Annotated in this window: 29 protein-coding genes; 17 read left to right on the top strand and 12 right to left on the bottom strand. The window is 70.1% G+C overall.

All coding sequences use genetic code 11. The annotated features are described in order from the left end of the window. The first annotated feature begins 3 nt into the window (after positions 1 to 3). The 9 genes from D892_RS0116530 to D892_RS0116495 all read left to right on the top strand — a co-directional run bounded on the left by D892_RS0116530 (position 4) and on the right by D892_RS0116495 (position 5,068). Positions 4 to 450, top strand: coding sequence for a hypothetical protein (locus D892_RS0116530; protein ID WP_024802307.1), 447 nt, complete (start codon positions 4 to 6; stop codon positions 448 to 450). A gap of 58 nt (positions 451 to 508) precedes the next feature. Then, on the top strand, positions 509 to 649 hold the full coding sequence (locus D892_RS46695) for a hypothetical protein (protein ID WP_156959534.1): 141 nt from the start codon (positions 509 to 511) through the stop codon (positions 647 to 649). Next, a complete protein-coding gene (locus D892_RS0116520; protein ID WP_024802306.1) occupies positions 646 to 996 on the top strand; it encodes a hypothetical protein in 351 nt (116 codons plus the stop codon). The genes D892_RS46695 and D892_RS0116520 overlap by 4 nt, the downstream gene beginning before the upstream one ends. Before the next feature lie 105 nt (positions 997 to 1,101). Next, positions 1,102 to 1,509, top strand: a complete 408-nt coding sequence (locus tag D892_RS0116515; RefSeq protein ID WP_156959533.1) for a hypothetical protein — start codon at positions 1,102 to 1,104, stop codon at positions 1,507 to 1,509. Between the two features lie 108 nt (positions 1,510 to 1,617). After that, positions 1,618 to 1,839, top strand: coding sequence for a hypothetical protein (locus D892_RS46690; protein WP_156959532.1), 222 nt, complete (start codon positions 1,618 to 1,620; stop codon positions 1,837 to 1,839). A 28-nt stretch (positions 1,840 to 1,867) separates the two neighbouring features. Continuing rightward, positions 1,868 to 2,224: a hypothetical protein gene (locus tag D892_RS0116510; protein WP_024802304.1), complete on the top strand. Its 357-nt coding sequence runs from the start codon at positions 1,868 to 1,870 to the stop codon at positions 2,222 to 2,224. A 133-nt stretch (positions 2,225 to 2,357) separates the two neighbouring features. Further along, positions 2,358 to 3,149 carry a helix-turn-helix domain-containing protein gene (locus tag D892_RS0116505; RefSeq protein WP_024802303.1) on the top strand — a complete coding sequence of 264 codons (792 nt, stop codon included), beginning with the start codon at positions 2,358 to 2,360 and terminating at the stop codon, positions 3,147 to 3,149. 232 nt (positions 3,150 to 3,381) lie between these two features. Then, positions 3,382 to 3,945 (top strand): TIGR03086 family metal-binding protein, encoded by a 564-nt coding sequence (locus D892_RS0116500; RefSeq protein WP_024802302.1) that lies wholly within the window; start codon positions 3,382 to 3,384, stop codon positions 3,943 to 3,945. 61 nt (positions 3,946 to 4,006) lie between these two features. Then, positions 4,007 to 5,068: a hypothetical protein gene (locus tag D892_RS0116495; protein ID WP_024802301.1), complete on the top strand. Its 1,062-nt coding sequence runs from the start codon at positions 4,007 to 4,009 to the stop codon at positions 5,066 to 5,068. A 213-nt stretch (positions 5,069 to 5,281) separates the two neighbouring features. Here the strand turns inward: D892_RS0116495 and D892_RS0116490 are convergent, their stop codons facing one another. The 4 genes from D892_RS0116490 to D892_RS0116475 form a co-directional block, all read right to left on the bottom strand. Next, positions 5,282 to 5,908 (bottom strand): MBL fold metallo-hydrolase, encoded by a 627-nt coding sequence (locus D892_RS0116490; protein ID WP_024802300.1) that lies wholly within the window; start codon positions 5,906 to 5,908, stop codon positions 5,282 to 5,284. Then, a complete protein-coding gene (locus tag D892_RS0116485; protein WP_024802299.1) occupies positions 5,905 to 6,990 on the bottom strand; it encodes an S-(hydroxymethyl)mycothiol dehydrogenase in 1,086 nt (361 codons plus the stop codon). Before D892_RS0116485 ends, D892_RS0116490 begins: the two co-directional genes overlap by 4 nt. 65 nt (positions 6,991 to 7,055) lie before the next feature. Next, positions 7,056 to 7,556: an SRPBCC family protein gene (locus D892_RS0116480; protein WP_024802298.1), complete on the bottom strand. Its 501-nt coding sequence runs from the start codon at positions 7,554 to 7,556 to the stop codon at positions 7,056 to 7,058. A 106-nt stretch (positions 7,557 to 7,662) separates the two neighbouring features. Then, positions 7,663 to 9,198, bottom strand: coding sequence for an aldehyde dehydrogenase family protein (locus D892_RS0116475; protein ID WP_024802297.1), 1,536 nt, complete (start codon positions 9,196 to 9,198; stop codon positions 7,663 to 7,665). Between the two features lie 126 nt (positions 9,199 to 9,324). Here D892_RS0116475 and D892_RS0116470 point away from each other — a divergent pair, with 126 nt between their 5' ends. Further along, a complete protein-coding gene (locus tag D892_RS0116470; protein ID WP_024802296.1) occupies positions 9,325 to 10,950 on the top strand; it encodes a GMC family oxidoreductase in 1,626 nt (541 codons plus the stop codon). A 338-nt stretch (positions 10,951 to 11,288) separates the two neighbouring features. Beyond that, positions 11,289 to 12,368, top strand: a complete 1,080-nt coding sequence (locus D892_RS0116460) for an SDR family NAD(P)-dependent oxidoreductase (RefSeq protein ID WP_024802295.1) — start codon at positions 11,289 to 11,291, stop codon at positions 12,366 to 12,368. A 255-nt stretch (positions 12,369 to 12,623) separates the two neighbouring features. On the opposite strand, the gene D892_RS45220 is transcribed toward D892_RS0116460, so the two are convergent. The 4 genes from D892_RS45220 to D892_RS0116440 form a co-directional block, all read right to left on the bottom strand. Further along, on the bottom strand, positions 12,624 to 13,028 hold the full coding sequence (locus D892_RS45220; RefSeq protein ID WP_024802294.1) for a GNAT family N-acetyltransferase: 405 nt from the start codon (positions 13,026 to 13,028) through the stop codon (positions 12,624 to 12,626). Beyond that, complete coding sequence (locus D892_RS0116450) at positions 12,952 to 13,512, bottom strand: YdeI family protein (protein WP_024802293.1); 561 nt, start codon at positions 13,510 to 13,512, stop codon at positions 12,952 to 12,954. The genes D892_RS45220 and D892_RS0116450 overlap by 77 nt, the downstream gene beginning before the upstream one ends. Positions 13,513 to 13,539: 27 nt before the next feature. Continuing rightward, positions 13,540 to 14,307, bottom strand: coding sequence for an alpha/beta fold hydrolase (locus D892_RS0116445; protein WP_024802292.1), 768 nt, complete (start codon positions 14,305 to 14,307; stop codon positions 13,540 to 13,542). A gap of 109 nt (positions 14,308 to 14,416) precedes the next feature. Then, positions 14,417 to 14,851, bottom strand: coding sequence for a tautomerase family protein (locus D892_RS0116440; RefSeq protein WP_024802291.1), 435 nt, complete (start codon positions 14,849 to 14,851; stop codon positions 14,417 to 14,419). 81 nt (positions 14,852 to 14,932) lie between these two features. Between D892_RS0116440 and D892_RS0116435 the strand changes: the two genes are divergently transcribed. Next, positions 14,933 to 15,463 carry a helix-turn-helix domain-containing protein gene (locus tag D892_RS0116435; RefSeq protein ID WP_024802290.1) on the top strand — a complete coding sequence of 177 codons (531 nt, stop codon included), beginning with the start codon at positions 14,933 to 14,935 and terminating at the stop codon, positions 15,461 to 15,463. A 92-nt stretch (positions 15,464 to 15,555) separates the two neighbouring features. Then, on the top strand, positions 15,556 to 16,257 hold the full coding sequence (locus D892_RS0116430; protein WP_024802289.1) for a class I SAM-dependent methyltransferase: 702 nt from the start codon (positions 15,556 to 15,558) through the stop codon (positions 16,255 to 16,257). Positions 16,258 to 16,339: 82 nt separating this feature from the next. Here the strand turns inward: D892_RS0116430 and D892_RS0116425 are convergent, their stop codons facing one another. Then, positions 16,340 to 18,145 (bottom strand): DNA polymerase Y family protein, encoded by a 1,806-nt coding sequence (locus D892_RS0116425; protein WP_036567116.1) that lies wholly within the window; start codon positions 18,143 to 18,145, stop codon positions 16,340 to 16,342. 208 nt (positions 18,146 to 18,353) lie between these two features. Further along, a complete protein-coding gene (locus D892_RS0116420; RefSeq protein ID WP_024802287.1) occupies positions 18,354 to 19,100 on the bottom strand; it encodes a hypothetical protein in 747 nt (248 codons plus the stop codon). A gap of 346 nt (positions 19,101 to 19,446) precedes the next feature. Between D892_RS0116420 and D892_RS0116415 the strand changes: the two genes are divergently transcribed. From D892_RS0116415 to D892_RS0116400, 4 genes are all read left to right on the top strand, one after another. Continuing rightward, positions 19,447 to 21,861 (top strand): excinuclease ABC subunit UvrA, encoded by a 2,415-nt coding sequence (locus D892_RS0116415; protein ID WP_024802286.1) that lies wholly within the window; start codon positions 19,447 to 19,449, stop codon positions 21,859 to 21,861. Between the two features lie 64 nt (positions 21,862 to 21,925). Further along, entirely contained in the window at positions 21,926 to 22,375 is a 450-nt protein-coding gene (locus D892_RS0116410; RefSeq protein WP_024802285.1) for a helix-turn-helix transcriptional regulator, read from the top strand. A 5-nt stretch (positions 22,376 to 22,380) separates the two neighbouring features. Then, complete coding sequence (locus D892_RS0116405; RefSeq protein WP_024802284.1) at positions 22,381 to 22,791, top strand: VOC family protein; 411 nt, start codon at positions 22,381 to 22,383, stop codon at positions 22,789 to 22,791. A gap of 80 nt (positions 22,792 to 22,871) precedes the next feature. Then, positions 22,872 to 24,005, top strand: a complete 1,134-nt coding sequence (locus tag D892_RS0116400) for a serine/threonine-protein kinase (protein ID WP_024802283.1) — start codon at positions 22,872 to 22,874, stop codon at positions 24,003 to 24,005. 15 nt (positions 24,006 to 24,020) lie between these two features. Here the strand turns inward: D892_RS0116400 and D892_RS0116395 are convergent, their stop codons facing one another. Both D892_RS0116395 and D892_RS41285 read right to left on the bottom strand, forming a co-directional pair. Next, positions 24,021 to 24,665, bottom strand: coding sequence for a response regulator transcription factor (locus tag D892_RS0116395; RefSeq protein ID WP_036568944.1), 645 nt, complete (start codon positions 24,663 to 24,665; stop codon positions 24,021 to 24,023). A gap of 570 nt (positions 24,666 to 25,235) precedes the next feature. Continuing rightward, a complete protein-coding gene (locus D892_RS41285) occupies positions 25,236 to 26,720 on the bottom strand; it encodes an ATP-binding protein (protein ID WP_024802281.1) in 1,485 nt (494 codons plus the stop codon). Positions 26,721 to 26,785 lie beyond the last annotated feature (65 nt).

The following is a 26,785-nucleotide window of genomic DNA, read 5'->3' as shown; positions in this document are numbered from 1 at the left end:
CCGATGCATGGTTTCGGAACCTCGGCCGTGGCCGACCTTCGGCCGAAACATCCACTGCCGCACCGCCTCCCGACCGAACTGTTGTGGGCCGAGCCCGTGGCCCTGCCATCGATGGGATTGCTGGTGCGGGTTCTGCTCGCGCTGCACCGCCACACCGTCGATTCGGAGAACACCGTGAAACCAGGCACCGGGCGACGCCAGCAGCTGATCCTGCGGCTGCTGGCCGACGGCGCGCCGCGCACCTGCGAGTGCATCGCCAGTGAGATCGCAGCCAGCGCGCCCGCCGTGCACGAAACGATCGCGATCATGCTGACCCGCCACTGGGTGCAGGAGGTCGGCCGCAACAGCCACTACCCCGCGCAGGTGTGGCGGATCACCGACGACGGCCGCCGGATCATTCCGCCCCAATACAGCCGACCGGCCACGGACGCGGGGCGCGTGCCGCGATGACTGCTCCGCCGTCGCCGACCGAACTCGATTTCCGACCAGGGAAGGAACCCCACATTCAATGGGACTGAAAGGCCAAGGCCGCCGTCAGCGGGCGATCCTGCAACTGATGGCCGACCGCACACCGCGCACCATGTCCGACATCGGCAAAGAGGTCGGGCTGACAGGCGCGGCCACCGCGAATACCGAAAGCGCACAGTGACTTCGGCGAACACGACGACCATGGCGGCGGCTGCGGACACGCGGTCAGGGTATTGCGAGGCCCGGCTGTCGCGGTGCGCGACCTGGCGCACCGCCGACGGCAGCCCATACGGCCGTATCACGGCGGTGCGCTGCCCGGACCTCACCCACTGCCTGCACTTCGCCCCGGTCACCAGCGACAGCCGTATCGGAGCCCACGTCAGCAACATAACCGGATGGCGATGCCCCTGGATCGGGTCGGCCCTGGCCGACGACCGCGCCGACCTGGTCGACCACCGGTACTTCACCCGCGACGACATCACCGTGCTGCTGAGGCCAGGCTCACGCACGCGAGGGAAGAAATTCTGACGGTGCCCGCGCGGCGGTACCTACGAATCGGCCGCGTACACGAAACAGGGTGCCCCGCAACGGCATCGACAGATGAGGGCCTGCCGGGCCGATATGGGAGAACCGATGACACCACCGACAGCATCCGAACTCATTGACGCGATGCTCGGCATCCTGCCCGGCCAACACGCCGCGCAGGACGTACTCAGTGCCGCGTTCGCGCTCGCCAACCTGCGCGACTGGTTCACACCGGACGATCTGTTCACCCTCAGCGGCGACCCCGGGTCGGAAATCCTCGACCGGCTCGGGCTCGGCGACGGGTGGATGCGCGCCCAGCTCGCCGCCCGCATCGACGAAGCAGCACCACAGGTGCCCGGCATCGGCGACGCCGTGACCGCATTCGCGATGGCCTGGCGCACCTGGCACTACCACACCAACAGCTGCGACATGACCGACGACTCACCCGAGGCACGCGACCTCATCCGCACCCGCGCGGCATACACCAACCTCACAGCAGCGACCGCCGAAACATGAACCGTGAAGCAACAGCGGAGGGCCGAGCCGGACCCGGCCGCGCCGGGAATTGAGAACGTCCCACAACCGTGGGCGAGTAACACAATTTAGAAACAAGGGGGAACCCTCATGCTACGCAACACTATTCGCGTTCTCGCGCTCACACTCGCACTGATCGGCGCTGCCGCCGGAACCGCTGCCGCCTACCCGAAAAGCTATTGCGACAGCCAATATCAGACCCTGTACAACGCATGCGCCGAACGTTTCTCCACCTCCACCGATGTGCAGCGCTGCCGGAACGCAGCATTCGAGTGGTATCAAGGTTGCCTCGACAACGCGTGCGACTGCTGACCCCATCCAAAAACTAAGGAACCAACCCATGACTGACCCCATAGCTACCCGCCGCTACGACGACCGCCACGGGCAACCGGTCAGCCTCGAATTCGACCGCCCCCGCTACGACGACGACAACGATTGCTGGCGTTGCGTTTTCCGGATCACCGGCCTCGAACGCGGCCCCGAACCCTACGAGGCATTCGGCCTCGGTAACGACTCCCTCGAATCGCTCGTAGTCGCCCAGTACATCGCGGAATCGGTCCTCACCAGCTCCCGCAACGATCCACCGGTCACCCTCGACGGCAACACCGATCTCGGGCTGCCGTCGAACCCGCACCCGCCGATGTCGGACACCGAACGCGCTGAAATCGAGGCCCTGCTGTCACCACCGACCGACTGACAGCCTGACACCGAGATGAGCCCGCCAGCATGACAGCTGACGGGCTCATCTCCATCACGTCACATCATCAGCACCGCAGGCATCGGCGGCCCCTTGCCACATTTCCGCAGGTCAACTAGTATGCACTAAATACATGCTCATTGGGGTCAGCGTGGCCTACTACATCCGGCTGGAGCAGGGGCTGTCGCTCAACGCCTCGCCGCAGGTCCTCGACGCGCTGGCCGCGGCTCTGCAACTGGACGATGCGGAGCGACGCCACCTGCACGCCTTGTCCGGTGATGCCCGGCCGCGCCGCCGCCGGCTTCCCGCCGAGCGTGTCACCGCGGCGGTGCGCCAACTGGTGGGTTCCTTCGGGGACTCACCCGTGGTCGTCCTCGGCCGACGCTCGGACATTCTGACGTGGAACCGCGCCGGGCACGCGTTGTTCGCCGGGCACCTGCCCCCGGACAGCCCGGATCAAGCGGCCACGCGCCCCAACACCGCCCGGCTGGTCTTCCTGGACGCCCACACGCGGGACCTGTACGTGGACTGGCAGAGGAAGGCACGGGACGTGGTGGGCAAGCTGCGGCAGGCAGTCGGCGAATATCCGGACGACCCGCAGCTGGCCTCCCTCATCGGCGAGTTGACCATGGGCAGTCCGCAATTCGCCACGCTGTGGGCCGAGCACCGGGTGCGCTCCTGGGATATGGCCGAGTACCGGATGCGCCATCCGATGGTCGGGGAGCTGGACGTGCTCCAGCACTCGCTCCCAGTGCCCCGGGGGCAGGGGATCAAGGTGGTGGTGACGACGGCGGCGCCCGGCTCCGCTTCCGAGGCGGCACTGCGGTTGCTCAACCAGACCCTCGTGCCCGCCGCGGACATGCCGGAAACCGCCCGTCTCGCCGACGGCACGCCCGCACGGATCGGTCCTCCCGCACAGTCCTGACTCGGCCGTCCATCGGACCAATTCCACAGTCCCCCAGAGTATTACGCCTGAACACCACCCGGCAGCCCCCGGCCTGAGACCGGCCGGGAGTGCCGTGCGGCCCTCGTCATGCGCACCCCGCCGCTGACGACGCTGCCCCTCCTACTTCCGTCCGTCTCCGCCCGCCGGCATCACCCATCCGGTGCCACGGGCGAATCCCGCATGTCCCTTTCATCCCTATTGGAGGTTTCCCGTGTCCGCTACACCCGTCACGGCTTTCGCCGAGGTCACCGACACCGTTGCCCGCTTGGTCGAGGCCGTGGAGAAGGAACAGTGGAGCGCGCCCACACCCTGCACCGAATGGAATGTCCGGCAGCTGGTCGACCATCTGGTGACGGGACAGCGCACGTTCGCCGTCGTGCTGGGGGCGCAGCCGACGCTCGACGCAGGCCACACTCCGGAAACGCTCGAGAAGACGTACCGGATGTCGGCCGCCGCCCTGGTCGCCGCCTTCGCGGCGCCGGGAGCGCTGGAGCGCACGGTGCAGGCCCCGATCGGTGCGGTGCCCGGCGCCGTGGCGCTGCATCTACAGACCATCGAGCACCTTGTGCACGGCTGGGATCTGGCCCGGGCCATCGGCCGGAAAGCCCTGTTCGATGACGTAACGGTCGAGCGGGAGGTCGAGTTCGCCCGCGGCCTCGTGGCACAGCTGCCGTCCGGGCCGGACGCTCCGTTCGCGCCTTCGAGGACCGCCCCGGACGACGCCCCCGCGCTCGACCGATTGGCCGCGCTGCTCGGCCGCGACATCACCGAATAACCCCACCGCAGTACACACCCACCCCATTCTCCCGAGAAACAAGGACCGAGGAACAAGGGCAATGAAGAAGACGAAGCTGAAGATCGCCATCACGGGTGCGGCGCTTGTCGTCGCCGCGGCCACCGGAACGGCGACGATCGCGAACGGGTCGCCTGCCGAACCCGAGCAGCCCCGGATCGAGCAGACCGACCAGAAGGCGACCACCGCGATCAGGACCGACGGGGCGAATGTGTTCCCGCACTCGCTGGACTTCGACGCACCGTCGGAGACGTTCTTCGCCGGCTCGCTGAGCCACGGCCAGGTTTACGCCTTCGGCCCGGACGGCAAGGTGCGCACCCACATCGACGACCCGCAACTGGTGTCGGCGCAGGCCGTCCACGCCGACCGCGAGCGAGGCCGCATCCTGGTCAGCAATGTCGACTACGGCACCGCCGATCGTTCGAACAAGGATGCCCCCTTCCGCATCGCCGGTGTGGGCAGCTACGACCTGAACAGCGGCAAGCAGAACTGGTGCGTCGACCTGACCGCGGTCGTCGCGGACGATAAGCAGCACCTGATCTCCGACGTGACGGTGGCGCCCGACGGCACCGCCTACGCCGTGGACGAGCTGTCTCCCACGGTATTCCGCATCGACCCCGACGGCCGCGCCTCGGTCTTCCTGCAGAGCGACCTGCTCCAGGGCACGCTGGATGTTCCCGACTTCCTGAACGACGTGGGGATGGCGGCGGTGAACTGGGTGCCGGGCGACCAGCTGATCATCGCCATGGCCGACGGCGCGCTGGTGCGGGTGCCCGTCCAGCATCCCGAACAGGCGCAGCCGGTGAAGCTCTCCGCGCCGCTGGCGTCCCCCGCGGCCGGCATGCGGCTCCTGGAGGACGGCGCGATCGCGGCGGTCAGCAGCGGCCTGCTGTCCGGCAAGCCCGCCCAGATCCAGCGTGTGGAGCCCCGCGACGGCTGGCAGGAAGCCACGGTGAAGGTCACCGGCACCGTCGAGGACCCCGTCACCAGCGACGTGACCGCCGGGCCGGCCGGGACGACGTACGCGCTCAGCGGCGGGCTGGCCGCCCTCCTCGCGGGCAAGCCCAACGACGGGTTCACCCTGACCCCCGTCCCGACCAACTGAGCCGACGGCCGCACCCCGACGACCTGCGGGCACCGCTCCCGCGAAGCCGCCATCGCGCGGTAGCCCCCCGCTCACGAGCGGGGGGCTACCGCATTCCCGGTGGAGGTGGTCCCACCATGTCGAAGCGTTGTGCGAGAAGCGAATCCCACAGTTCCTGGCCGACGTCGTCTCAGATCCCCGGCCTCGAGTCACGGAGCCGGTGGGTCGCCCGGGTCAGTGGCCGCGGGCGATCCATTCGGACAGGTGGGGTGCCTCGGTGCCGATGGTGGTGTGGTCGCCGTGGCCGGTGTGGACGCGGGTGTGTTCGGGGAGGGTCAGCAGGCGGTTGCGGATGGATTCGATGATGGTGGGGAAATCGGAGAACGATCGGCCGGTCGCGCCGGGACCGCCGGAGAACAGGGTGTCGCCGGAGAACAGGGCGCCGGCCTCGGGCAGGTGCAGGCACACCGAGCCCGGCGAGTGGCCCGGCGCGTGGAGGACCTGGATGTCGGTGCCCGCCACGGGGATTCGCTGCCCGTCGGCCAGATTCCGGTAGGACACCCCGGGATGGGTCAGCTGCCACAGCGGCTCGTCGCCGGGGTGGAGCAGCACCGGGGCATCGAAATCCGCGCCGAGCCGCGGCGCGAAGGTGACGTGGTCGTTGTGCCCGTGGGTGCACACCACGGCCCGCACGGTGCGGCCGCCGACGGCCTCGACGATCGGTTCCGGATCGTGTGCCGCGTCCACGATCACGACCTCGTCGTCGTCACCGATCACCCAGACGTTGTTGTCGACTTCCCAACTGCCGCCGTCGAGTTCGAACACCCCGGAGGTGACGACGCGGTCGATGCGCAGACTCACAGCACCACCACCGACCGCAGGACCTCGCCGGCGTGCATGGTGTGGAACGCCTGCTCCACCTGATCGATGGTGATGCGTTCGGTGACGAACTTGTCCAGCGGCAGCCGACCCTGCCGATAGAGATCGACGAGCATCGGGAAGTCGCGTTCGGGCAGGCAGTCGCCGTACCAGGAGGACTTGAGCGCGCCGCCGTGCGAGAAGAAGTCGATCAGCGGCATCTCCAGCCGCATGTCCGGGGTGGGCACACCGACCAGGACCACGACACCCGCGAGATCGCGGGCGTAGAACGCCTGCTTCCAGGTCTCCGGGCGGCCCACGGCATCGATCACCACATCCGCGCCGAACCCGCCGGTGAGATCCTGAATCGCCGCGACCGGATCGGTGGCCGAGGCGTCGATGGTGTGCGTGGCGCCGAGTTCGGTTGCCCAGGTGAGCTTTCGCGCGTCGCGATCGACCGCGATGATCTTCGAGGCGCCGGCCAGCCGGGCGCCGGCGATCGCGGCATCGCCGACACCACCGCAGCCGATCACCGCCACCGAATCCCCGCGACTCACGCCGCCGGTATTGACCGCCGCACCCAGCCCCGCCATGACACCGCAGCCCAGCAGCCCGACGACCGCCGGATCGGCGGCCGGGTCGACCTTGGTGCACTGACCGGCATGCACCAGGGTCTTCTCGGCGAAGGCTCCGATACCCAGCGCGGGCGTCAGCTCGGTGCCGTCGGTCAGCGTCATCTTCTGCGTGGCGTTGAAGGTGTCGAAGCAGTACTGCGGGCGTCCCCGCTTACAGGCCCGGCAGACACCGCAGACGGCGCGCCAGTTCAGCACGACGAAGTCACCGACCTCGACGGAATCGACTCCCTCCCCGACGCTTTCGATCGTGCCCGCGGCCTCGTGACCGAGCAGGAACGGGAACTCGTCGTTCACGCCGCCCTCGCGATAGGTCAGGTCGGTATGACAGACGCCGCAGGTCGCGACGGCGACGACGACCTCACCCGGGCCGGGGTCGGGAATGACGATCTCGGTCAGCTCGACCGGCTTCCCCTTCTCCCGGGCGATGACACCTCGTACGTGCTGTGACATGTGTGCTGGTTCCTCCGAGGTAGTCGGGCCGGCGGAAACTCCGGCACGGACGATTATGGCGGCGCTTACCGCAGCGCCGGGGCGAATCGCTCGTCGGTGAGTGTGCGCAACTTCCGCAGAAAGTACCGGAACGTCGCGTTCATCATCGGCGTGGACAGCTTGATCGACAGGTGAGTCGGCCGGTCGCCGGCCATCGCCATCGTCCACGTGAGCCGGCACCCGTCGGCGGTGGGAACGATGCGGTAGTCCTCGGCGAAGGCGGTGATGCCGCCGACGGAACACTCGTTGAACCGAAAGGCCATGTGCGTGTTCGGTTCCCAGACGAGGAACTCCTCGTTCCCGACGACCCCGGCCCGCATCCGGACGGTGCGGGTCGTGCCGACACCGCGCGGTTCCGGGCTGGTCCAGGTGACGCCCGTGATCACCGTGGCCCACCGGGGCCAGGCGGCGGCATCGCCGAGCACCTCGAACACCTGCTCGGGGGTGACCCGCAGGTCGACGCTGTTGGAAAATCGGTGCGGCGCGGTATCGACGAAACTCGCGTCGACGCGCTCACAGGAATGCAGGGCGGACATACGGTCCCTTCCTCTCGATGAAACCGGCTGTGCCGGTGCGGATTCCGACCCGGCGGCGGCTACCGGCGGATTCGCCGGGCGGCCGGGCGGGTGAGCGCTACGACATGAACCGGCGCCCCAGCCGGGTGCCGAAGCCGTACCGGACCACGGCCTCGAGCTGGCGGAGCGACTTCTCCGTGTAGGGGTACCAGTTGCTCTCCTTCTTGACCTGCCACCGATCGATGAGCACCGGCTGGGCATGGGTGAACCCGCGCAGCGCATCGGTGCCGTTGACCTGCCCGACGCCGCTGTCCTTCCACCCGCCGAACGGGGCCTCCGCCACGCCGTAGATGACCGACGCATCGTTGTGAACGACCGTTCCCGTCTCCAGCCTGGCCGCGATGCGCCGCGCCTTGTCCGGATCCTTGGTGAAGACCGAGCCGCTCAGACCGTAGCGGCAGTCGTTGGCGAGGCGGATCGCCTCGTCCTCGTCGCGCACGCGGGTGATCGACACCACCGGCCCGAAGGTCTCCTCGGTCATCAGGTCCATCTCGTGGGTCGCGTCGACGACGACGGTGGGCTGGAAGTACAGGCCGTTGCCGGCCGCCGGGGCGCCTCCGACGACGACACCGGCGCCCTTGGCCTTCGCGTCGTCGACGTGTCTGGTGACCACGTCGAGCTGGCGGTCCCAGAACAGCGGGCCCATATCCGCCGCGCCCGGGCCATAGGTGACGGCCGAGGCCTCTTCGGTCACCCGCCGGATGAATTCGTCGGCGACGCTGTCGACCACGTAGACCCGCTCGATGCTCATGCACACCTGCCCGGTGTTGAACATCGACAGGTACACCGCCCCCGACGCCGCGCGCTCGATATCGGCGTCGGCGCAGACGATCATGGCGTCCTTGCCGCCGAGTTCCAGCGTGTAGGGCAGCAGCCGCTGCGCGCACGCGGCGGCGATCTTGCGGCCGGTGCCGACGCTCCCGGTGAAGCACACCTTGTCGATATCCGCGTCGACCAGCGCGGCGCCGGTCTCCCCGTCTCCGTGCAGGACCTGCACGACATCGTCGGGGACGCCCGCCTCGCGCAGGATCCGCACCACCCACTCCCCCGATCGGGGCGTCACCTCGGACGGCTTGAGCAGCACCGCGTTACCCGCCAGCAGCGCCTGCACGACGGGGTTGAGCGACAGGATGAACGGCCCGTTCCACGGGGTGATCACGCCGACCACGCCCAGCGGGATGTAGTTGATGTACAGCTTCTTCATCGGCTTGATGTAGCCGTGCAGCCGTTCCCGGCGCGGGCGCAGATCGCGGGGTGCGCGGGCGCTCCAGTGATTGAGGAAGTCGCATCCGGGCACGATCTCCATCGTCAGCGCCTCGACCCGCGGCTTACCGGTCTCGGCGTGCACCGTGTCGATGATCTCATCACGCCGGGTGACCAGCACGTTCACCGCGGCACGCAGTATCTCGGCACGCTCGCCGGCGCTGCGCGCCGCCCAACCCCGCTGCGCCGCACGGGCTTTCGCCACCGCATCGGCGACCTCGGCGGCGCCGGCGACCTCGATCTCATCGATCGGCCGCCGATCCACCGGACTGTCCAGGGCCAGGCGGCGACGACCGTCGGTGGTTTCCGGGACCGAACGGACGATTGCCATGGGACTCTCCTCGATTGTGGCCGACTGTCACCGCGCGTCCGCGGGCAGGCGTGGCACCGACCCGGGCCGCTCGAACCGGCGGCGGGAGGGTTGCCAATTCATATGTTCAGACTAGTATTCGGACACATGTCTCGCAGTAGTTTACCGACCGCCGCCGATTACGTAGTAGTGGGTGCGGGCAGCGCCGGAGCCGTCGTCGCGGGGCGGCTGGCCGAGTCCGGGGCGAGCGTGATCCTGCTGGAGGCCGGGCGCAAGGACGACACCCGGCTGGTGACCATGCCCGGCGCCATCGTGATGGTGCACATGGTCCCGCCGTTGAAGCATCGGGTGACGTGGGGCCAGTACTCGGTACCGCAGAAACACGCCAACGAGCGCGAGATCCCGATGACCCGCGGCAAGGTGCTCGGCGGCTCCAGCTCCGTCAACGGCATGCTGTTCGTCCGCGGCAACAAGGCCAACTTCGACTCCTGGGCCGCCGAAGGCTGCGACGGCTGGAGCTACCAGGACGTCCTGCCCGCCTACAAACGCCTCGAGAACTGGGAAGACGGCGCCAACGAACTCCGCGGCTCCGGCGGCCCCATCCAGGTCACCCGGCAGAAGGAACTGACCCCGATCGCGGAGGAGTTCGTCGCCGCCGCGACGGAGACGCTCGGGGTGCCGCGGAACACCGACTACAACGGCGAGTCGCAGGAGGGCATCAGCACCTTCCAGCAGAGCGTGCGGCACGGCCTGCGCTACAGCTCGGCGCGCGGCTATCTGACCGAGAGGCCCAACCCGAACCTGACGGTGCTGACCGGCGCGCATGTCGCCCGGGTGGTGATCGAGAAGGGCCGGGCGACCGGCGTCGAGGTGATCGAGAAGTCCGGGCGCCGCATCATCCGCGCCGGCAAGGAGGTCGTGGTCTCCGGCGGCGTGATGGGCTCGCCGCACATCCTGCTGCTGTCGGGCATCGGCCCGGCCGGGCACCTGCGCGACATGGGCGTGGACGTGCACGCGGACCTGCCCGTCGGCCAGAACCTGCACGACCACCTGTTCGTCCCGATGACCTTCATCGCCAAGAAGGCACGGCATCGCTCGATCCCCACGTATATGGGCCGGGGCATCGCACGCGAACTCGCCCGGCCGGGCAGCTCCTGGTTCGGCCGCACCTTCTTCGAGCTGGTGGGTTTCGTGAAAACCTCGTTCGCCCAAGATGTTCCGGATCTGCAGATCCACACCCTGCCCTGGGGTTATCCGGTGCCCAACCAGGATGTGGACAAGCTGCACATGGTCGACCGCCGGGAGTCGCTGACGATCTTCCCGACGCTGATCTACCCGAAGAGCCGCGGCGAGCTGCGGCTGGGCTCGACAGATCCCTTGCGGCAGCCGCTCATCGACCCCGGCTACCTGTCCGACCCGGCCGACACCGAATTCCTGATCGAAGCCATGGGCATGATCCGGGAAACCATGGCGTCCAAGGCCATTGCGGGCAGCGTCACCGAAGAACTCACGCCCGGACCGGATTTCACCGACGAGACCGCGCTGCGGCGGGAACTGCCCCACCGCATCCACTCCGTCTACCACCCGGTCGGCACCTGCCGCATGGGCGCCGACGAACGCGCCGTGGTCGACCCGCAACTGCGGGTGCGCGGCATCGAGGGCCTGCGCGTCGCCGACGCCTCGATCATGCCGAGCATCACCGGCGGCAACACCAACGCGCCGTCGTACATGATCGGCGAGAAGTGCGCCGAATTCATCACCGCGGGAATCTGACCGCACCGCGGCGACGGGAACCCGACCGCACCACAGCCGCCGGAACTCGACCGCACCGCGCGCGCCGGGCAACAGCCCGCCCGGCGCGCGCACCGATTACAGATGCTGGGTGTCGCCGGCTTCGTGCAGCAGCTGTTCTACGGCGGTGCCCTGGTGATCGCCGTGGCACTGTCGGGCTGGGTACGCCGCCGCACCACGTCGCGGTCCCCGCACTGAGTATCCGGGCCGGGCATCCGGGCCGGTCGCGGCACCGAACTTTGCCGGCGGGCGAATTCGTCGTGGCGATGGAACTTACTATGGAGTAAGTTCGTGGCAAATCGACGTGCAAGGGAGCAGCGATGACCGATCACGCAGCCGACGGCGGGAGCAACCACACCGAGTCCGCCCAGGTCACGGACGAGTCCGCGCACACCGCAGCCGGGCTCGCCCACGCCACGGCCGAGCCCGGTTATCTGGCCCGCCGCCGCGCCGCCCGCAGCCTGGCCGGCAAACACGTGCTCATCACCGGCGCATCGTCCGGTATCGGCCGGGCCGCCGCGGGCGCGGTCGCCGCCAAGGGTGCGGTCGTGTTCCTGCTGGCTCGCCGCGGCGAGGAGTTGACGGCCGTGGTGGACGAGATCCGGGCCGCGGGCGGCACGGCCTACGGCCACTCGTGCGACGTCACCGATTCCGAATCCGTCGACCGCACCGTCGAGGCCATCCTCGACGAGCACGACCACGTCGACATGCTGGTCAACAATGCCGGGCGCTCCATCCGCCGCGCCGTGCACCGCTCCACCGACCGGCTGCACGATTTCGAGCGCACCATGGCCGTCAACTACTTCGGCGCGGTGCGGATGACGCTGGCGCTGCTGCCGGGTATGCGCGAGCGCAAGTTCGGGCACATCGTCAACATCTCCAGCGCGGGCGTGCAGGCGACCACCCCGCGCTATGCCGCGTATCTGGCCTCCAAGGCCGCCCTCGACAAGTTCGCGGAGGTGACGGCGATCGAAATGCTCTCCGACAACGTCACTTTCACCACCATCCACATGCCCCTGGTGCGCACGCCGATGATCGCGCCGAGCGGCGACCAGGGAGCCCCGGCGGAGTCGCCCGAGTGGGCCGCCGCCACCATCGTGCGCGCCCTCACCGACCGCCCCAGGCGCATCGACGTCCCGATCGGCACCCTGGGCGAATACGGCAGCCTGTTCGCCCCGCGCATCAAGGACCGAATCCTGCACCGCTACTACCGCGCCCTCCCCGACTCCCCCGCGTCCAAGGGCGAGGCGGCGCCGGACCGGTCCCCGGCATCGCAATCCCCGGCATCGCCAACCCCGGCATCGCCCGCCGATCCGCACCGCCGGTCGTCCACCGCGGGCCGTGCCACCCGCACCGTGCTGCGCCGCGCCGCCCGCCTGGTCCCCGGCACCTATTGGTGACCTGCCACCGGACAGTGCCGCTCGTCCACCACGGCACAGATCACGCCCACGCCGCCCGCCGAGCCGCCGCTCGGGCCGGGCACCTACCGCCAGGCAGCACGTACCGAGGCGTTCGGCCCGGCCCTGCGGCACTCGCGCCGCAAGGCCGTCGACGCCCAGGTCATCAGGCCGGCAGCCGGCGCTTCCCGACGAGCACGTCGCCGATACCGGGGGGTCGGCCGCCTCGGCGCCGCCGACCGCCCGGCGCAGGACAGGTCATGCCCACCGCCGCCCACCGAGACACCGGCACTTACCGATGGCCCGGCTCGTAACACGACTGTTCCGTGTCCCGGTCCGGATCATGTCGCGCCCGGTCTCGGCCGGTGCCCGCGGTGTGCGTGATTCGAACCGGTCGAGCCGGTAGCCGAGGCGGCGCGGTACGGCGGCGCTTCGGATATTGGCTGCGTCGCAACGGATCTGGATGTGCTCGACGCCGGGCAGCACCAGGGCGGCCTCGGTCGGCGCGGCCACCGACCGGGTGCTGACGCCGCGGCCGGTGCGCTCGGCGTGGACCCAGTAGCCGATCTCCAGCGCCCGGCATCGGTCAGAAACGTTGACCGGCGGCGAGTTTCGCGATGATCTGGTCCAGTCGCCGGGCCCGGGTCTCGGGGCGTGCGGCATTGGCGAGGTGGTAGCCGATCGCGGCCCGGGACTGGTTGTCGAGGGTTTCGAAGAAGGCGGCGGCCTTCGGGTTCGCGGCCAGCGACTCGGTGAAATCCCGCGGCAGTTCGCGGCCGTAGGCGTTGGCCCAGCGGCCGTCGGCCTTGGCGCGCTCGATCTCCGCATGGCCGGCCGGATGCACCAGGCCCTGCTCGATCAGCCCCTCCACCAGACCGATATTGCGCTGCGACCAGGGGCTGCGCCGGCGGCGCGGGGTGAAGCCGACCAGATAGAAGACGTCGTCGAACGCGCGGGCCTGGCTGTCGATCCAGCCGAAGCACAGCGCCTGCCGCAGCGCACCGGTGTGGTCGAGGGATACGATCCCCGCACCCTTTTTCGCGAACTTCAGCCAGATACCGTCCACCGCGGCGTGGTTGGCCTCCAGCCAGTCCCGAAACGACGGCTCATCGGGAAAGAAGAGGGTCGGACGCTCCTGAGCGGACACCCTCCCACTGTAGAAGCCGCGGCGGCGTCAGTGACCGAGGAACGGCAGGACGGTCGCGGCGAACTGCCGATAGCGGTCGCGGTGGATGCTGTGGCCGCAGTCGAAGGTCTCGACGGTGCAGTCGGCGACCGCCGCGCGGAAGATCTCCAGCTTGTCCGGGTCGACCATGCCTCCGGGGCCGCCGCGCAGCATCAGGGTGGGCGCGGTGATGTCCGCCAGCCGCCCCCACCACTCCGGATCGGGTTTGCGGAACTGCTCCAGCGCGATCCGGGTCATCGACCGGTCGAACGCCAGCACCGCACGCGGATGCCGGAGCAGGCTGGTGGTGGCGTGCCACAGTTCCGGCGGCGAAGGCAGGCGGCGCGTGAGGGTGACCTGTTCGTCACCGGAACGCAGCGGCAGCGGCTGTTCCTCGATCACCAAGCGCCGCACCAGTTCCGGCCGCTCGATGGCGACACACGACGCCGCGTAGCCGCCCAGCGAATGCCCGACCAGGTCCGCGGTCGTCAGCCCGAGCCGGTCGCACAGCAGCAGCACGTCGGCGCCGAACGCGTCGAAGCGATAGGACGCGGTGTGCGCACTGTGACCGTGGCCCCGCAGATCGGGGACGATCACCCGCCGGCCCAGCCGCACCAGGCGCTGGGCGAACCGCTGCCAGGTGTGGCCGTCGCCGCCCATGCCGTGCACCAGCACGACGGGCACATCGGACAGCGGGTGCGCGACGGCCGGCGCTCCGGAGTCGCGGTAGGCGATCAGCACGCCGTCCAACGGCACTCGGGTAACGGTCGACTCCACGTCGAGCCAGGGTACGGGGCCACCGGTTCGGCCGCCGCCGGATGTGCGTCTTGCCACAACCGGATCGGCGCACCCGCATCCGCGCACGCGGCCGTCACCGCGATCACCGTCAGCCGCTGGTCACCAAGGCCGCGATGTCCTCGATGCGCACGATCTCTCCGCACGCACCCCAGTTGCCCTCCGGAATCTCGTTGATGTGCACCCACGCCGCGGCGGGCTGGGCGAAACGCGCCGGGTCCGCATCGGCGTCCGCGAGCACCCGCGTGACCCGCCGCACGATGTCCGCGCGCTTGTCGTCGTTCATCGAACCGGCCGGAACACCTACGCGCACCACATATTTCGGCTTCTCTCCGGCGGGCAGCTGCCGGCCACCGACGAACCAGGCATCGATCTCGTTCACCACCAGCCACGAGATCGAGCGGGCCGCCTCGGTGTCCGGTGCGCCCTCGGCGAGCATCACCTCCGACACCAACCGGCCGCCGATCTTCTCGCGACGCTCCTGGTCGAGCGAGCCCTTGGGAACGAACAACTCCACGAACGGCATCAGTCAGTCCTTTCATTGAACTCTCGATTCATGACCGTACGCTCAGTCAGTTCAATGAATAAACCCTCTAGACTGGGAATCATGCAACGGACCAGCTTCGCGGAGATGCACTGCTCGATCGGGCAGACCCTGGAACGCGTCGGGGAGTGGTGGACGCTGCTGATCGTGCGGGACCTGCACCTGGGCCTGCACCGGTTCGACGACATCGCGGAAAACCTCGGCATCTCCCGGAACCTGCTCACTCGCCGGCTCGAGACGCTGGTCACCGACGGCATCGTGGAGCGCCGGGCGTATCGGGAGCGACCGCCGCGGCACGAATACCACCTCACCGAGGCCGGCCGTGACCTCGTGCCCGCGCTGCTGGCGCTGATGACCTGGGGCGACAAGTGGGCCACGCCGCCCGGCGGGCCCCCGGTACGCCTGGTGCACCGCGAGTGCGGCGCGGAATTCACCGCGCGGGTCTGCTGCTCGGCCTGCGGGGAGCCGGTGACCACTACGAACGTGATCACACTGGCAGGCCCCGGCGCCGCGTCCGGACCGGGAACGAGGGTGCTGGCCCGCCGCGGCCAGGCGGCAGCGGAGGAGTCCGGCGACTCGCGCCGAACCCCATAGGCCCGGAAGGCGGAGACGCCACAGGCCCGGAAGGCGGAGACGCCGCAAAACGACTTGCCCGAGCCGGGGTTCGCCGGGCGATACTGCGGCACATGCCTGCTTTCGCGGATTTCGACCGGCGCAACTACCGCACCGTGGACGTCGCCACCGGTTACGACGGATGGGCGGCCACCTATGAGCAGACCGTCATGGACGAGATGGATCTCGCGCTGCTGGACCGGCTGCGGCGGCCGGACTGGCGCCGCGTGCGCCGGGCCGCGGATCTGGGCTGCGGTACCGGCCGCACCGGTGCGTGGCTGCGTGTTCGCGGGGTCCCCCGCATCGACGGTGTCGACCTGAGCAAGGGAATGCTGTCGCGGGCCCGCGAGCGCGGGGCGCACAGCAGCCTCGCCCACGGCGATGTGCGCGAGACCGGATTGCCCAGCGGCGCATACGATCTGGTGATCTCCTCGCTGATCGACGAGCACCTGCCCGACCTGGCGCCGTTCTACGCCGAGGCGCGGCGCCTGGCCGCACCCGGCGGCACCTTCGTCCTCGTCAGCTATCACCCGCAGTTCATGATGGTGACCGGGATGCCGACCCACTACACCGCCGAATCCGGTGAGCCACTGGCGATCAGCACCCATCTGCACCTGTTCAGCGAGCACGTGACCGCCGGGGTCGCGGCCGGATGGCAGCTCACCGAGGCCGCCGAGACTCAGATCGACGACACCTGGCTGACCGCCAAACCCCAGTGGGCGCCCCTGCGCGGCCACCCGTTCACCATGGCGCTGGTGTGGACGCTGCCGGGATAACCGGCCCGCACCTCGCGTTCCGCATCGGCTCCGGGGCTGCGACAGGTACGGCAGCCCCTCGACTACTCGTACAGCCCCTCGACTACTCGTACAGCCCCTCGACATGCCAGGCCCGGTCGTAACCGAGCAGCAGCAGGGCGCGGACGTCGGCATCCAGCAGGATCTGGGCACGAGCGGTGCAGCCGGGGCGGTCGGCGGTCCACCAGCGCTCGTCGAGCGGCCAGGGGCCGGCCCAGCCGGTCACCTCCCACTGCCTGTTGCTCCAGTGCAGCCTGGCCGGTTCGGCGGTGAACAGGCCGCGGTCGGTGATCCACACCGGGGTTCCGTCAGCGGCTTCCAGCACCACATCGGGGTGGTTGGCCAGGATCACGGCGGGCGCGGGCTCGGGCAGCCTGCCGGGCCACGGCAGCGCGGGGTCGGCGGCGGGGACCTGCTCGTCGCCGACCGCGACCAGGGTTACGCGCTCGGCCGGGCCGCGGCCGCCGCTGAGCACCCCGATCCGCACGGCCTCCCCGCCCAGCAGGCCCTGCACCCGGACCAGGGCGCGGCGGGCGCGCTCGGCCCCTTCCCCCGTGTCACCCCACAGGCCGGGCTGCAGCGCACCCGCCGACACCACCTCGACCGGCTCCAGCCGAAGCACCGTGATCGGGGCGGTCGTACTACTCCCGGTAGCGCCGGATCCACTTCTCCCTCCGGGCTTTTCGAATGGCACCCGCGTAGCCGCGCGCTCGCGTCCGAGCAGGTCGACCGATTCCTCGTTCCCGGTATCGGATTCACCGGATGGTCTCGAAAAATCCTGCGGACCAGTGAAATTCGATCCGTCTCCCTGCTCGCCGGCTCCCCGCCCGTAAACCGTGCCGAATTCCGGCTCCCCCGCTCCGCGCGGCCCACTCAGCGCCCGCCGGGTGAGCCAGCCGTCCAGCTGCCAGCGCACCCGGTCCGCGGCACCCTCCGGGGTGATCGGTTCCGCGCATCGCCAGATTCGCGAAAGGCTTTCCCCGGCAGCGGTTTCCGCAACAATCGACAGGCGGGTGCAGGCCACCGACGCGGCGGACAACCGCTCGTGCAGGCGGGTGGCCAGCAGGCGCCCGGCGAAGGCGGCCGCATCGACGCGGTCGATCGGCGGATCGCAGCGATACTCCACCGTCAGGTCCGGAGCCGGCGGGCGGGCCGACGGCGATCGTTCGGGTTCGGCGCGGGCGCAGCGGTGCGCGCGGATCGCGTCGGCGCCGAAGCGCGAGGCCACCTCGGCCGGCGTCAGCGCGGCGAAGTCACCGATCCGGCGCAATCCCAGGCGGTGCAACAGATCCACCAGCTCGGCACGCTCCGGAGCGGCCAGGCTCGGTTCGACGGCCAGCTCGCCCACCGGCAGCGGCGCCAGGAATCGCGCGCCCGCTCCGGACGGCACGAGGGTGGCCCGGCGGGCGGCGAGCACCGCCGTGAACAGCTCGTCGGCGATGCCGATCCGGCACTCCGCCCCGGCCGCGGCCACCGCGTCGACCAGCCGCTCGGCCGCCGCCTCCGCGGAGCCGAAGAACCGGATGGCACCGCGGGCGGCCAGCACCAGCAATCCGGGCCGCAGCACCTCCACGCCGGGCACCGTCGCGTCCACGGCCGCCACCACAGGCTCGAACAGCCGCGCGTCCCGGTCCGGATCCGCCTGCGCCACAAATAGATCCGGGCAGCGAGCCTGCGCCTCCCGGCGTCGCAGCCCGCGCCGCACGCCCCCGGACCGCGCCACCGCCGAGCACGCCACCACCCGATTGGCGTGCAGCACCACCACCGGCCGGGTCGGCGGGACATCGGCCACCGCGGCCGCCGCAGCGGCCGACCAGTCCGGGCACCACAGCGCCAGCACCCGGGACTCCCGCCGCTGCCTCACCTCCATCGCACGACCGTCCGGGCGACGCACCCCCGTACCCCTCGAGCCGTCTGCTCGCTCGTTACCCGCCTACCCGTGGGACTCCCCCGCACGTCCGCACACACGAAATAATCCACTGCCACCGGCCCGGCCGGCATTCCCCGGCGCAAGCATGCCGGAACGAGGCAAGATCGGACCGCCCCGCGACGACGGTCGGCGGCGGGCCGGGCACGGATCACGAAGCGGCCTCGCGCACGGAACCCAGATGCTGCGCCGTATTCTCCTGCCGCGCAACCCATTCGACACCTCCATCCCGGGGTGTAAGTTCCAGGCGGCCGGTGCGGGGCGGGGCCGAGCGGCCGCGCACGCGCACGTCCAGGCGCAGGGTGCGCAGGCGACCGCAGCCACGGCCCAGGCCCTCGTAGCCGGCGACCCGGGCATCGATGCGCACGGTGGCCCCGCTCCAGGAACCGCCGGTGACCACCAGCGTGGACGCCTTGCTACGCGCCCGGGCGGCGAGCACGCGGGTGCGGCTGGGCGGCACCGACAACCCGCCCAGACCGAGCACCACCAGGTCCAGGCCGTCCAGCAGCACCGCGGCGATCTCCACCGGATCGGATCCCGGATCGGGCACCACGGCCAGCCGGTCCAGCCGGGCGCCCATCTCGGACGCGGCCAGCAGGCCGAGCCGGGGCAGGCCGACCGCGGCGGCATGCCCGCCGCTACCCGTCACCGCGGCCAGCAGGCCGGTCAGCAGCGAACTCGCGCCCGTGTAGGCGACCACCGAACCCTTCGCCAGGCCACCCTCCGGCAACAGCTCCGCCAGCGCGGACGGTGTCGGCAGGGGCTCCCGGCGCAGCGGATGGCGTACCGCCGAGCCCACCCCGCGCACCGCCGCGCCCGCCCCGCGCGCCGGAACGGCCGCTATCCGCCGCCGCAGCTCCGCCAGCTGCTCCCGTTGCGCCTCGCCCGCCGAACCCATCCTCGACCACCTTCCTCCCACCGCATGGACACCCACTCACGCGAGATGGACGCCGCGCACGCGAGCCGTCACCGCGCGGCACGGCACCGGAACCACCGCGTACAGCACCGATCCAGCTATCGATCGGTCTCGAATATATGTTCGATACCGGCCGAAGTCTAGCGCGACGGATGTGCCGCCGGGGTCACGAACGGCGGACATATCGCCGCGCGTAGCGAACGAGCCGCCCGGACCGATCAGAATTCGAGAAGCGACGGCCACCGAGCCGCACGTAACGTGGGCGCCACAGGCTTCACCGCACCGGCCGCAGCGGCGCGAGAGGGCCCGCCACCGGAGGGAGACATCAATGAGCACGGCCCCGAAGACGGAGAGGGAGAAGACGGAGACGGATTCGCCGCACGTCGCCGACAGCCACGACCTGATCCGCGTGTACGGCGCACGGGAGAACAACCTGAAGGACGTCAGCGTCGAGCTCCCGAAGCGCCGGCTGACGGTGTTCACCGGCGTATCCGGTTCGGGCAAGAGCTCGCTGGTGTTCAACACGATCGCCGCGGAGTCGCAGCGGCTGATCAACGAGACCTACAGCGCCTTCGTGCAGGGCTTCATGCCGACCCAGGCCCGGCCGGAGGTCGACGTCCTCGACGGGCTGACCACCGCGATCATCGTCGACCAGCAGCGGATGGGCGCCGATCCCCGCTCCACGGTCGGCACCGCCACCGATGCCAACGCGATGCTGCGCATCCTGTTCAGCCGGCTCGGCCGGCCGCATATCGGCTCGCCGCAGGCGTTCTCGTTCAACGTCGCCTCGATCAGCGGGGCGGGCGCGGTCACCATGGAGCGCGGCGGGACGACCGTGAAGGAACGCCGCACCTTCAGCGTCACCGGCGGCATGTGCCCGCGCTGCGAGGGCAAGGGCTCGGTCAACGACATCGACCTGACCCAGCTCTACGACGACGGCAAGTCGCTCAACGAGGGCGCGCTCACCATCCCCGGCTACAGCATGGACGGCTGGTACGGCCGGATCTTCACCGGCTGCGGCTTCTTCGACCCGGACCAGCCGATCAGGAAGTTCACCAAGAAGCAGCTCGCCGACCTGCTCTACAAGGAACCGACCAAGATCAAGATCGACGGCATCAACCTGACCTACGAGGGCCTGATCCCGAAGATCCGCAAGTCGATGCTGTCCAAGGACGTCGAGGCGCTGCAACCGCACATCCGCGCCTTCGTCGAGCGGGCGGTGACGTTCCAGATCTGTCCCGAATGCGACGGCACCCGGCTCAGCGAGCAGGCCCGGTCGTCGAAGATCAAGGGCCGCGACATCGCCGAACTGTGCACCATGCAGATCAGCGATCTGGCCGAATGGGTCACCGACCTGGACGAGCCGTCGATGGCTCCACTGCTCGGATCGCTGCGCCACACCCTCGACTCGTTCGTGGAGATCGGCCTGGGCTACCTCTCGCTGGACCGGCCGGCGGGCACGCTGTCGGGCGGCGAGGCCCAGCGCGTCAAGATGATCCGCCACCTCGGATCCTCGCTCACCGATGTCACCTACGTCTTCGACGAGCCCACCGCCGGCCTGCACCCGCACGACATCCAGCGGATGAACAGCCTGCTGCTGCGGCTGCGGGACAAGGGCAACACGGTGCTCGTCGTCGAGCACAAGCCGGAGACGATCGCGATCGCCGACCACGTCGTCGACCTCGGCCCCGGCGCCGGCACGAACGGCGGCACGGTCTGTTTCGAGGGCACCGTCGAGGGGCTGCGGACCGGCGACACCGTCACCGGCCGCCACTTCGACGACCGGGCGGCCCTGAAGCAGGAGGTGCGCCGGCCCACCGGCGCGCTGGAGATCCGCGGCGCGACGGCGCACAACCTGCGCGATGTCGACGTCGACGTCCCGCTCGGGGTGCTCTGTGTCGTCACCGGCGTCGCCGGCTCCGGCAAGAGCTCGCTGATCCACGGCTCCATCCCCGCCCCCGAGGGCGTGGTGTCGGTCGACCAGGCGCCCATCCGCGGCTCCCGGCGCAGCAACCCGGCGACCTACACCGGACTGCTCGAACCGATCCGCAAGGCGTTCGCCAAGGCCACCGGCGCGAAGCCCGCGCTGTTCAGCGCCAATTCCGAGGGCGCCTGCCCCACCTGCAACGGCGCCGGGGTCATCTACACCGACCTCGGCATCATGACCGGCATGGAGACCACGTGCGAGGAGTGCGAGGGGAAGCGGTTCCAGGCATCGGTCCTCGAGTACCGCTTCGGCGGGCGCGATATCAGCGAGGTGCTCGCGATGTCGGTGGCCGAGGCCGAGGAGTTCTTCGGCGCGGGCGAGGCGCGCACGCCGGCCGCGCACAAGATCCTCGAGCGGCTCGCCGATGTCGGGCTCGGTTATCTCAAGATCGGGCAGCCGCTCACCACGCTGTCCGGCGGCGAGCGACAGCGGCTCAAGCTGGCCACGCACATGGCCGACAAGGGCGGGGTCTACGTCCTGGACGAGCCGACCACCGGCCTGCACCTCGCCGACGTCGAGCAGCTGCTCGGCCTGCTCGACCGGCTCGTCGACTCCGGCAAGTCGGTCATCGTCATCGAGCACCACCAGGCGGTGATGGCGCATGCCGACTGGATCATCGACCTCGGTCCCGGCGCCGGCCACGACGGCGGCCGGATCGTGTTCGAGGGCACGCCCGCCGACCTGGTCGCCGCCCGCTCCACCCTGACCGCCGAACACCTCGCCGACTATGTCGGCGCGCCCGCACGGGCCTCGTGAGAGGGGCTCTCGTCAGGCCGGAAAGCCCTGGGCAATTCGGACAGGACGTGGCACGATCTGCTAGGTGACCAGCAGACCCGCCGCGGCGCAGCACCTGCGCGACCTGGCCCGGCTGCGCCGGGTCCGCGATCGGATCGACCGGGAGTACGCGCAGCCGCTGGACGTCGAGGCGCTGGCCCGCGCCGAGCACATGTCGGCCGGGCACCTCAGCCGCCAGTTCCGGCTCGCCTACGGCGAATCGCCGTACGCCTACCTGATGACGCGCCGCATCGAGCGCGCGATGGCGCTGCTGCGCCGCGGCGATCTCAGCGTCACCGAGGTCTGCTTCGCCGTCGGCTGCTCGTCGCTGGGCACCTTCAGCACCCGGTTCACCGAACTGGTCGGCGTACCGCCCAGCGTCTACCGCAACCAGGCCGCGGATGCGACCGAGGGGATGCCGGCGTGCGTGGCGAAACAGGTGACCAGACCGATCAGGAATCGAGAAGCGCAGGTCACCGGGCCGCAATTATCGTGATCGGCATGGACATCAGCATTTGCCAGAGCTATCTCCCGCACGAGGATCCGGAGGCCACCCTGGCCTTCTACCGCGACACCCTCGGCTGGGAGGTCCGCAACAACGTCGGATACCAAGGGATGCACTGGATCACCGTCGGCCCCGCCGGCCAGCCCGACGTCTCCGTCGTCCTCTACCCACCGGCCGCCACGCCGGGCCTCACCGACGACGAGCGCCGCGCCGTCACCGAGATGATGGCCAAGGGCACCTTCGCCAGCATCAACCTGGCCACCAAGGATCTCGACAGCACCTTCGAGAGGTTGCAGGCCGGGGACGCCGAGGTCGTCCAGGAACCGACCGACCAGCCCTACGGGATCCGCGACTGCGCCTTCCGCGATCCCGCCGGCAATATGATCCGCATCCAAGAGCTGCCCTGATCCCCTCCTCGAACGGCACTCCGGCGAACCCGGATCCCCGAAGTAGGCCAGTCAGGACGGTTTTCCGCTATCCTCGCGCCGTGACCGAACGCGCCCGTCCCATCATCGGCCCCGACTACCTGGTCGCCGGCCGGTATCGCCTGCAATCGAAACTGGGGGGCGGCGGCATGGGCGCGGTGTGGCTGGCACACGACCGGCTGCTGAACCGCGACGTCGCCATCAAACAGGTGCTGACCACGGCCGGCCTCAGCGAGGAGGAGGCCACCGAGGTCCGCAACCAGATCATCCACGAGGGCCGCGTCGCCGCGAAGCTGTCGCACGAACATGCGATCGCCGTCTACGACGTGGTCCTCGAGGCCGGCGAGCCGTGGCTGGTGATGGAGTACCTGCCCTCGCGCAGCGTGGCGAAGGCGCTGGCACTGGTGGATACGCTGTCGCCGGTCGAGGTGGCGCAGATCGGCGCGCAGGTCGCCGACGCGCTGTCGGCCGCGCATGCCGCCGGGATCACCCACCGCGACATCAAGCCGGGCAACATCCTGGTCGCCGACCGCGGCGCCGAGGTGGGCAAGGTCAAGCTCAGCGACTTCGGCATCTCCCGCGGCACCGGCGATCCGCACGACGAGCTGGACGACGCGATCACCGGCACCCCCGCCTACCTGCCGCCGGAGGTGGCGCGCGGGGCCAGGCCGACCGAGGCCAGCGACGTATTCTCGCTCGGCGCAACGCTGTACACCGCGATCGAGGGCCAGCCGCCGTACGGTTTCGACGAGGACAACGACGTGATCGTCACGCGGGCCGCGATGGCGCAGATCATTCCGCCCACCCGCAGCGGGCCGCTCACCCCCGTGCTGCTGCACATGATGGAGCCCGCGCCGCAGCGGCGCCCGGCCATGGCCGAGGCGCGTGACCAGATCCTCACCGCGGCTTTCGGTCCCGGCACCGGGCCCTACATCCTCGGCGCCCCCGTCCGCACCGACGACGGCACCATCCCGGCGTGGGCCGCCCGCAACTCGGCCTCCGGCCTACGCAGCCCGCACTCCAGCCCGCTACCGCGCCCCCCGCGCGTCGGCGCGCAGAATGCCCCTGCGCCGCAACAGAAATCGGCGGGGCTCGACCTGTCGAACCTCGGCCCGAACGCCGCCCCGCTGGCGATCGCCATCGGCCTGCTCATCGGATTGCTGATCCTGATCGTGATCCTGGTCGCCGTGTTGTAGCGGCTGTCGGGTCGGTCAGTCGATGCGGCGGCGGTGGGCCCAGCGGGTGAGCGCATTGCGGTTGGACTGCTGGGTCTTGCGCAACACGTTGGAGGCGTGGGTCTCCACGGTCTTCACCGAGATGAACAGGGTCTCGGCGATTTCGCGGTAGGTGTAGCCACGGGCCAGCAGCCGCAGCACCTCGAGTTCGCGCGGGGTCAGCGAGTCCAGTTCGGGGTCCAGCGGCGGCTCCGGAACGGGTGAGCGGCCGGTGAACGAGTCCAGCACGAAGCCCGCCAGGCGCGGGCTGAACACCGCGTCGCCGCCGGCGACACGCCGGATGCCCTCGGCCAGTTCGGGTCCGGAGATGGTCTTGGTGACGTACCCGCGCGCACCGGCCCGGATCACCGCGATCACGTCCTCGGCGGCGTCGGACACGCTGAGCGCCAGGCATACCGGGCCCTCCCGGTGGTCCTCGACCCCCTGCAACACCGCCACCCCGCCCCCGTCCGGCATGTGCACGTCCAGCAGCACCACGTCCGGTCCGGCCGCCTTGATACCGGCGATGGCCTCGGAGACCGACCCCGCCTCACCCACCACCTCGATATCGGCCTCACGGCTCAACTCGGCCCGCACACCGGACCGGAACACCGCATGGTCATCGACCAGAAAGACCCGGATACCCACTGTTCTCCTCACCTAGGACCGAACCCGCCACCGGGCGCGATACCGCCCACTCATCGTTACCACAACACCGGCCGGCGGGTTCGTCGACCGCGTGACGAAGAGACCACCATCGACGGCATCCGCGCCGTCGCCGGCAGCGCCTGGCCCAACTCGTCACCGCGACACCGGCACTCAGCGCGCAACGACATCAGAAGACGGCAACACGGCACGAGCTACTCGCCCCGAGATCGCGCGCCGTCTCGGTTCGGACCCGCGAGACAAGACCGACGCCCGGCCCCGTCGCGCTGGTCTCGGCCATGCTCGGCCTCCTCGAGGCCGCCACCCCGGCATGGGGCCGTCGGCAACTGCACACCCCCGTTGACCGAGATCCTCGATCGCACGATGGACCCTATCGGCCACAGCGGATTCGCGATCGGTGAGTCCGGACGGGGAAGCAGCGGCCGACCCCGCACACCGGCCGCGCACGACACAGATTCCGGACCGCACCCCGTCCCACCGCAGCGGGCACGCACTCGAACCACCGGGGTCCGAATGTGCGTACTCACCGCCCGGCGTGGCGTCGAACTACCGACCCGGATGTGCGTGCTGGCGTTCCCGGTCGGTGCCGCTCGGCGAGGTCTCGACACCGGCCCGCGATCCGGAGCGGCCGTTCGGGCCCGACGCCGGCGCGGGCCGATCGGCAGGAACACCCGCATCGGCCTCGCTCGATCCGAACCCCTCGACCGTCTCCGCCTCGCGCTCCCCGGCATCGACCGGCTCACCGGCATCTCCGGAATCCCGGGCCGGAACCTCGACACCGTCCTGACCCTCGGAGTCGTTGCGGGGCATGGTGATTCGAACCTCGGTGCCGCGGCCCGGGGTGGACTGGATCGCCACGGCGCCGCCCCGGCGTTCGATCCGGGCGCGGATGGATTTGGCCAGGCCCTGACGGTCGGCGGGGACGGCGGACGGGTCGAAGCCGGTGCCGCGGTCGCGCACGAAGACGCTCACCTGATGCGGCTCCACCTCGGCGAACAGGTCGGTCGTAGGCGCGCCGGCGTGCTTGGCCGCATTCACCAGGGCCTCCCGGGTGGCCCCGAGCACGGCCGTGAAATGTTCCCGGGGCAGGCCGAATCCGGTGTCGCCGGGATCCATCGACACGTCGCCGACGGTCACCGGCGTCACCTTCACCCCGTACTGGTCCTCCACCTCGCCGGCGATCGTGCGCAGCGCGGCGGCCAGGCTGGACTGCGCCGGCGCCGTGTCCTCGAACAGCCACTTGCGCAGTTCCCGCTCCTGACTGCGGGCCAGCCGCACCACCTCCTGCGCGTCCCCGGCCTGCCGCTGGATCAGCGCCAGCGTCTGCAACACCGAATCGTGCAGGTGCGACGCGATCTCCTCGCGTTCGTCGTTGCGGATGCGGGCGGCCCGCTCGGCGTTCAGCGCGCGCATCATCCGCAGCCACAGCGGCACCGTCAGCAGGCCGACCCCGACCAGCGTCACCGCGACCGCGATCAGCGCCGAACCCAGCGAGCTCAGGTTGATCCGGGCCAGTACCACGACACCCAGGCCGACCACGATCAGCGTGGCGCCGGCCAGGATGCGCGTCCAGGTCAGCACCGTGGGCCGCGCGGGCAGCCCGAGCATCGACCGCGGACCCTCCGCGTCGAATTCGCGCCACACCAGCGCCGCACCGATCGCGACCACGATGATCGGCGCCACCACCTGCGCCGCGGTGCCGTTGAACAGCCACGACATGGACACCGCCAGCGCCAGCCCGAGCAGGCTCAGCCCGACCGCCTGCCGCCGCTCCGCCCCGGACGGCGGCGGGCCGTCGCCCCCGGCAGGGGTGAAGATCCACAGCATCCCGTAGGCGACGATGCCCGCCCCCATCAGCGCCGACAGCAGGACGAACACCATCCGCACCTTGAAGACGTCGACCCCGAGATGGTCGGCGACACCCCCGGCGACACCACCCACGACCCGCCCACCGGAGCGCCGCGTCAACCGCCGATAGGGCGGTGCGGGCCGAACTCCGCGCGCATCGAAGGCGGGCGTCGACGGATACATACTCCCGATACTGGCACGGCCCACCGACCGCGACCATCGGGAAACACCCCCATTCCGCGCCCGGC

Origin of the sequence: Nocardia sp. BMG51109 (assembly GCF_000526215.1) — a bacterium.
Taxonomy (GTDB): domain Bacteria; phylum Actinomycetota; class Actinomycetes; order Mycobacteriales; family Mycobacteriaceae; genus Nocardia.
This window is presented reverse-complemented; position numbering and strand designations above follow the sequence as displayed.

Coding starts and splice junctions, on each gene's coding strand:
- D892_RS0116530 (WP_024802307.1), top strand. CDS start 4: ATGCATGGTTTCGGAACCTCGGCCGTGGCCGACCTTCGGCCGAAACAT.
- D892_RS46695 (WP_156959534.1), top strand. CDS start 509: ATGGGACTGAAAGGCCAAGGCCGCCGTCAGCGGGCGATCCTGCAACTG.
- D892_RS0116515 (WP_156959533.1), top strand. CDS start 1,102: ATGACACCACCGACAGCATCCGAACTCATTGACGCGATGCTCGGCATC.
- D892_RS46690 (WP_156959532.1), top strand. CDS start 1,618: ATGCTACGCAACACTATTCGCGTTCTCGCGCTCACACTCGCACTGATC.
- D892_RS0116510 (WP_024802304.1), top strand. CDS start 1,868: ATGACTGACCCCATAGCTACCCGCCGCTACGACGACCGCCACGGGCAA.
- D892_RS0116505 (WP_024802303.1), top strand. CDS start 2,358: ATGCTCATTGGGGTCAGCGTGGCCTACTACATCCGGCTGGAGCAGGGG.
- D892_RS0116495 (WP_024802301.1), top strand. CDS start 4,007: ATGAAGAAGACGAAGCTGAAGATCGCCATCACGGGTGCGGCGCTTGTC.
- D892_RS0116485 (WP_024802299.1), bottom strand. CDS start 6,990: ATGTCACAGCACGTACGAGGTGTCATCGCCCGGGAGAAGGGGAAGCCG.
- D892_RS0116475 (WP_024802297.1), bottom strand. CDS start 9,198: ATGGCAATCGTCCGTTCGGTCCCGGAAACCACCGACGGTCGTCGCCGC.
- D892_RS0116470 (WP_024802296.1), top strand. CDS start 9,325: ATGTCTCGCAGTAGTTTACCGACCGCCGCCGATTACGTAGTAGTGGGT.
- D892_RS0116460 (WP_024802295.1), top strand. CDS start 11,289: ATGACCGATCACGCAGCCGACGGCGGGAGCAACCACACCGAGTCCGCC.
- D892_RS45220 (WP_024802294.1), bottom strand. CDS start 13,028: ATGCCGCACGCCCCGAGACCCGGGCCCGGCGACTGGACCAGATCATCG.
- D892_RS0116440 (WP_024802291.1), bottom strand. CDS start 14,851: ATGCCGTTCGTGGAGTTGTTCGTTCCCAAGGGCTCGCTCGACCAGGAG.
- D892_RS0116435 (WP_024802290.1), top strand. CDS start 14,933: ATGCAACGGACCAGCTTCGCGGAGATGCACTGCTCGATCGGGCAGACC.
- D892_RS0116430 (WP_024802289.1), top strand. CDS start 15,556: ATGCCTGCTTTCGCGGATTTCGACCGGCGCAACTACCGCACCGTGGAC.
- D892_RS0116425 (WP_036567116.1), bottom strand. CDS start 18,145: ATGGAGGTGAGGCAGCGGCGGGAGTCCCGGGTGCTGGCGCTGTGGTGC.
- D892_RS0116420 (WP_024802287.1), bottom strand. CDS start 19,100: ATGGGTTCGGCGGGCGAGGCGCAACGGGAGCAGCTGGCGGAGCTGCGG.
- D892_RS0116415 (WP_024802286.1), top strand. CDS start 19,447: ATGAGCACGGCCCCGAAGACGGAGAGGGAGAAGACGGAGACGGATTCG.
- D892_RS0116405 (WP_024802284.1), top strand. CDS start 22,381: ATGGACATCAGCATTTGCCAGAGCTATCTCCCGCACGAGGATCCGGAG.
- D892_RS41285 (WP_024802281.1), bottom strand. CDS start 26,720: ATGTATCCGTCGACGCCCGCCTTCGATGCGCGCGGAGTTCGGCCCGCA.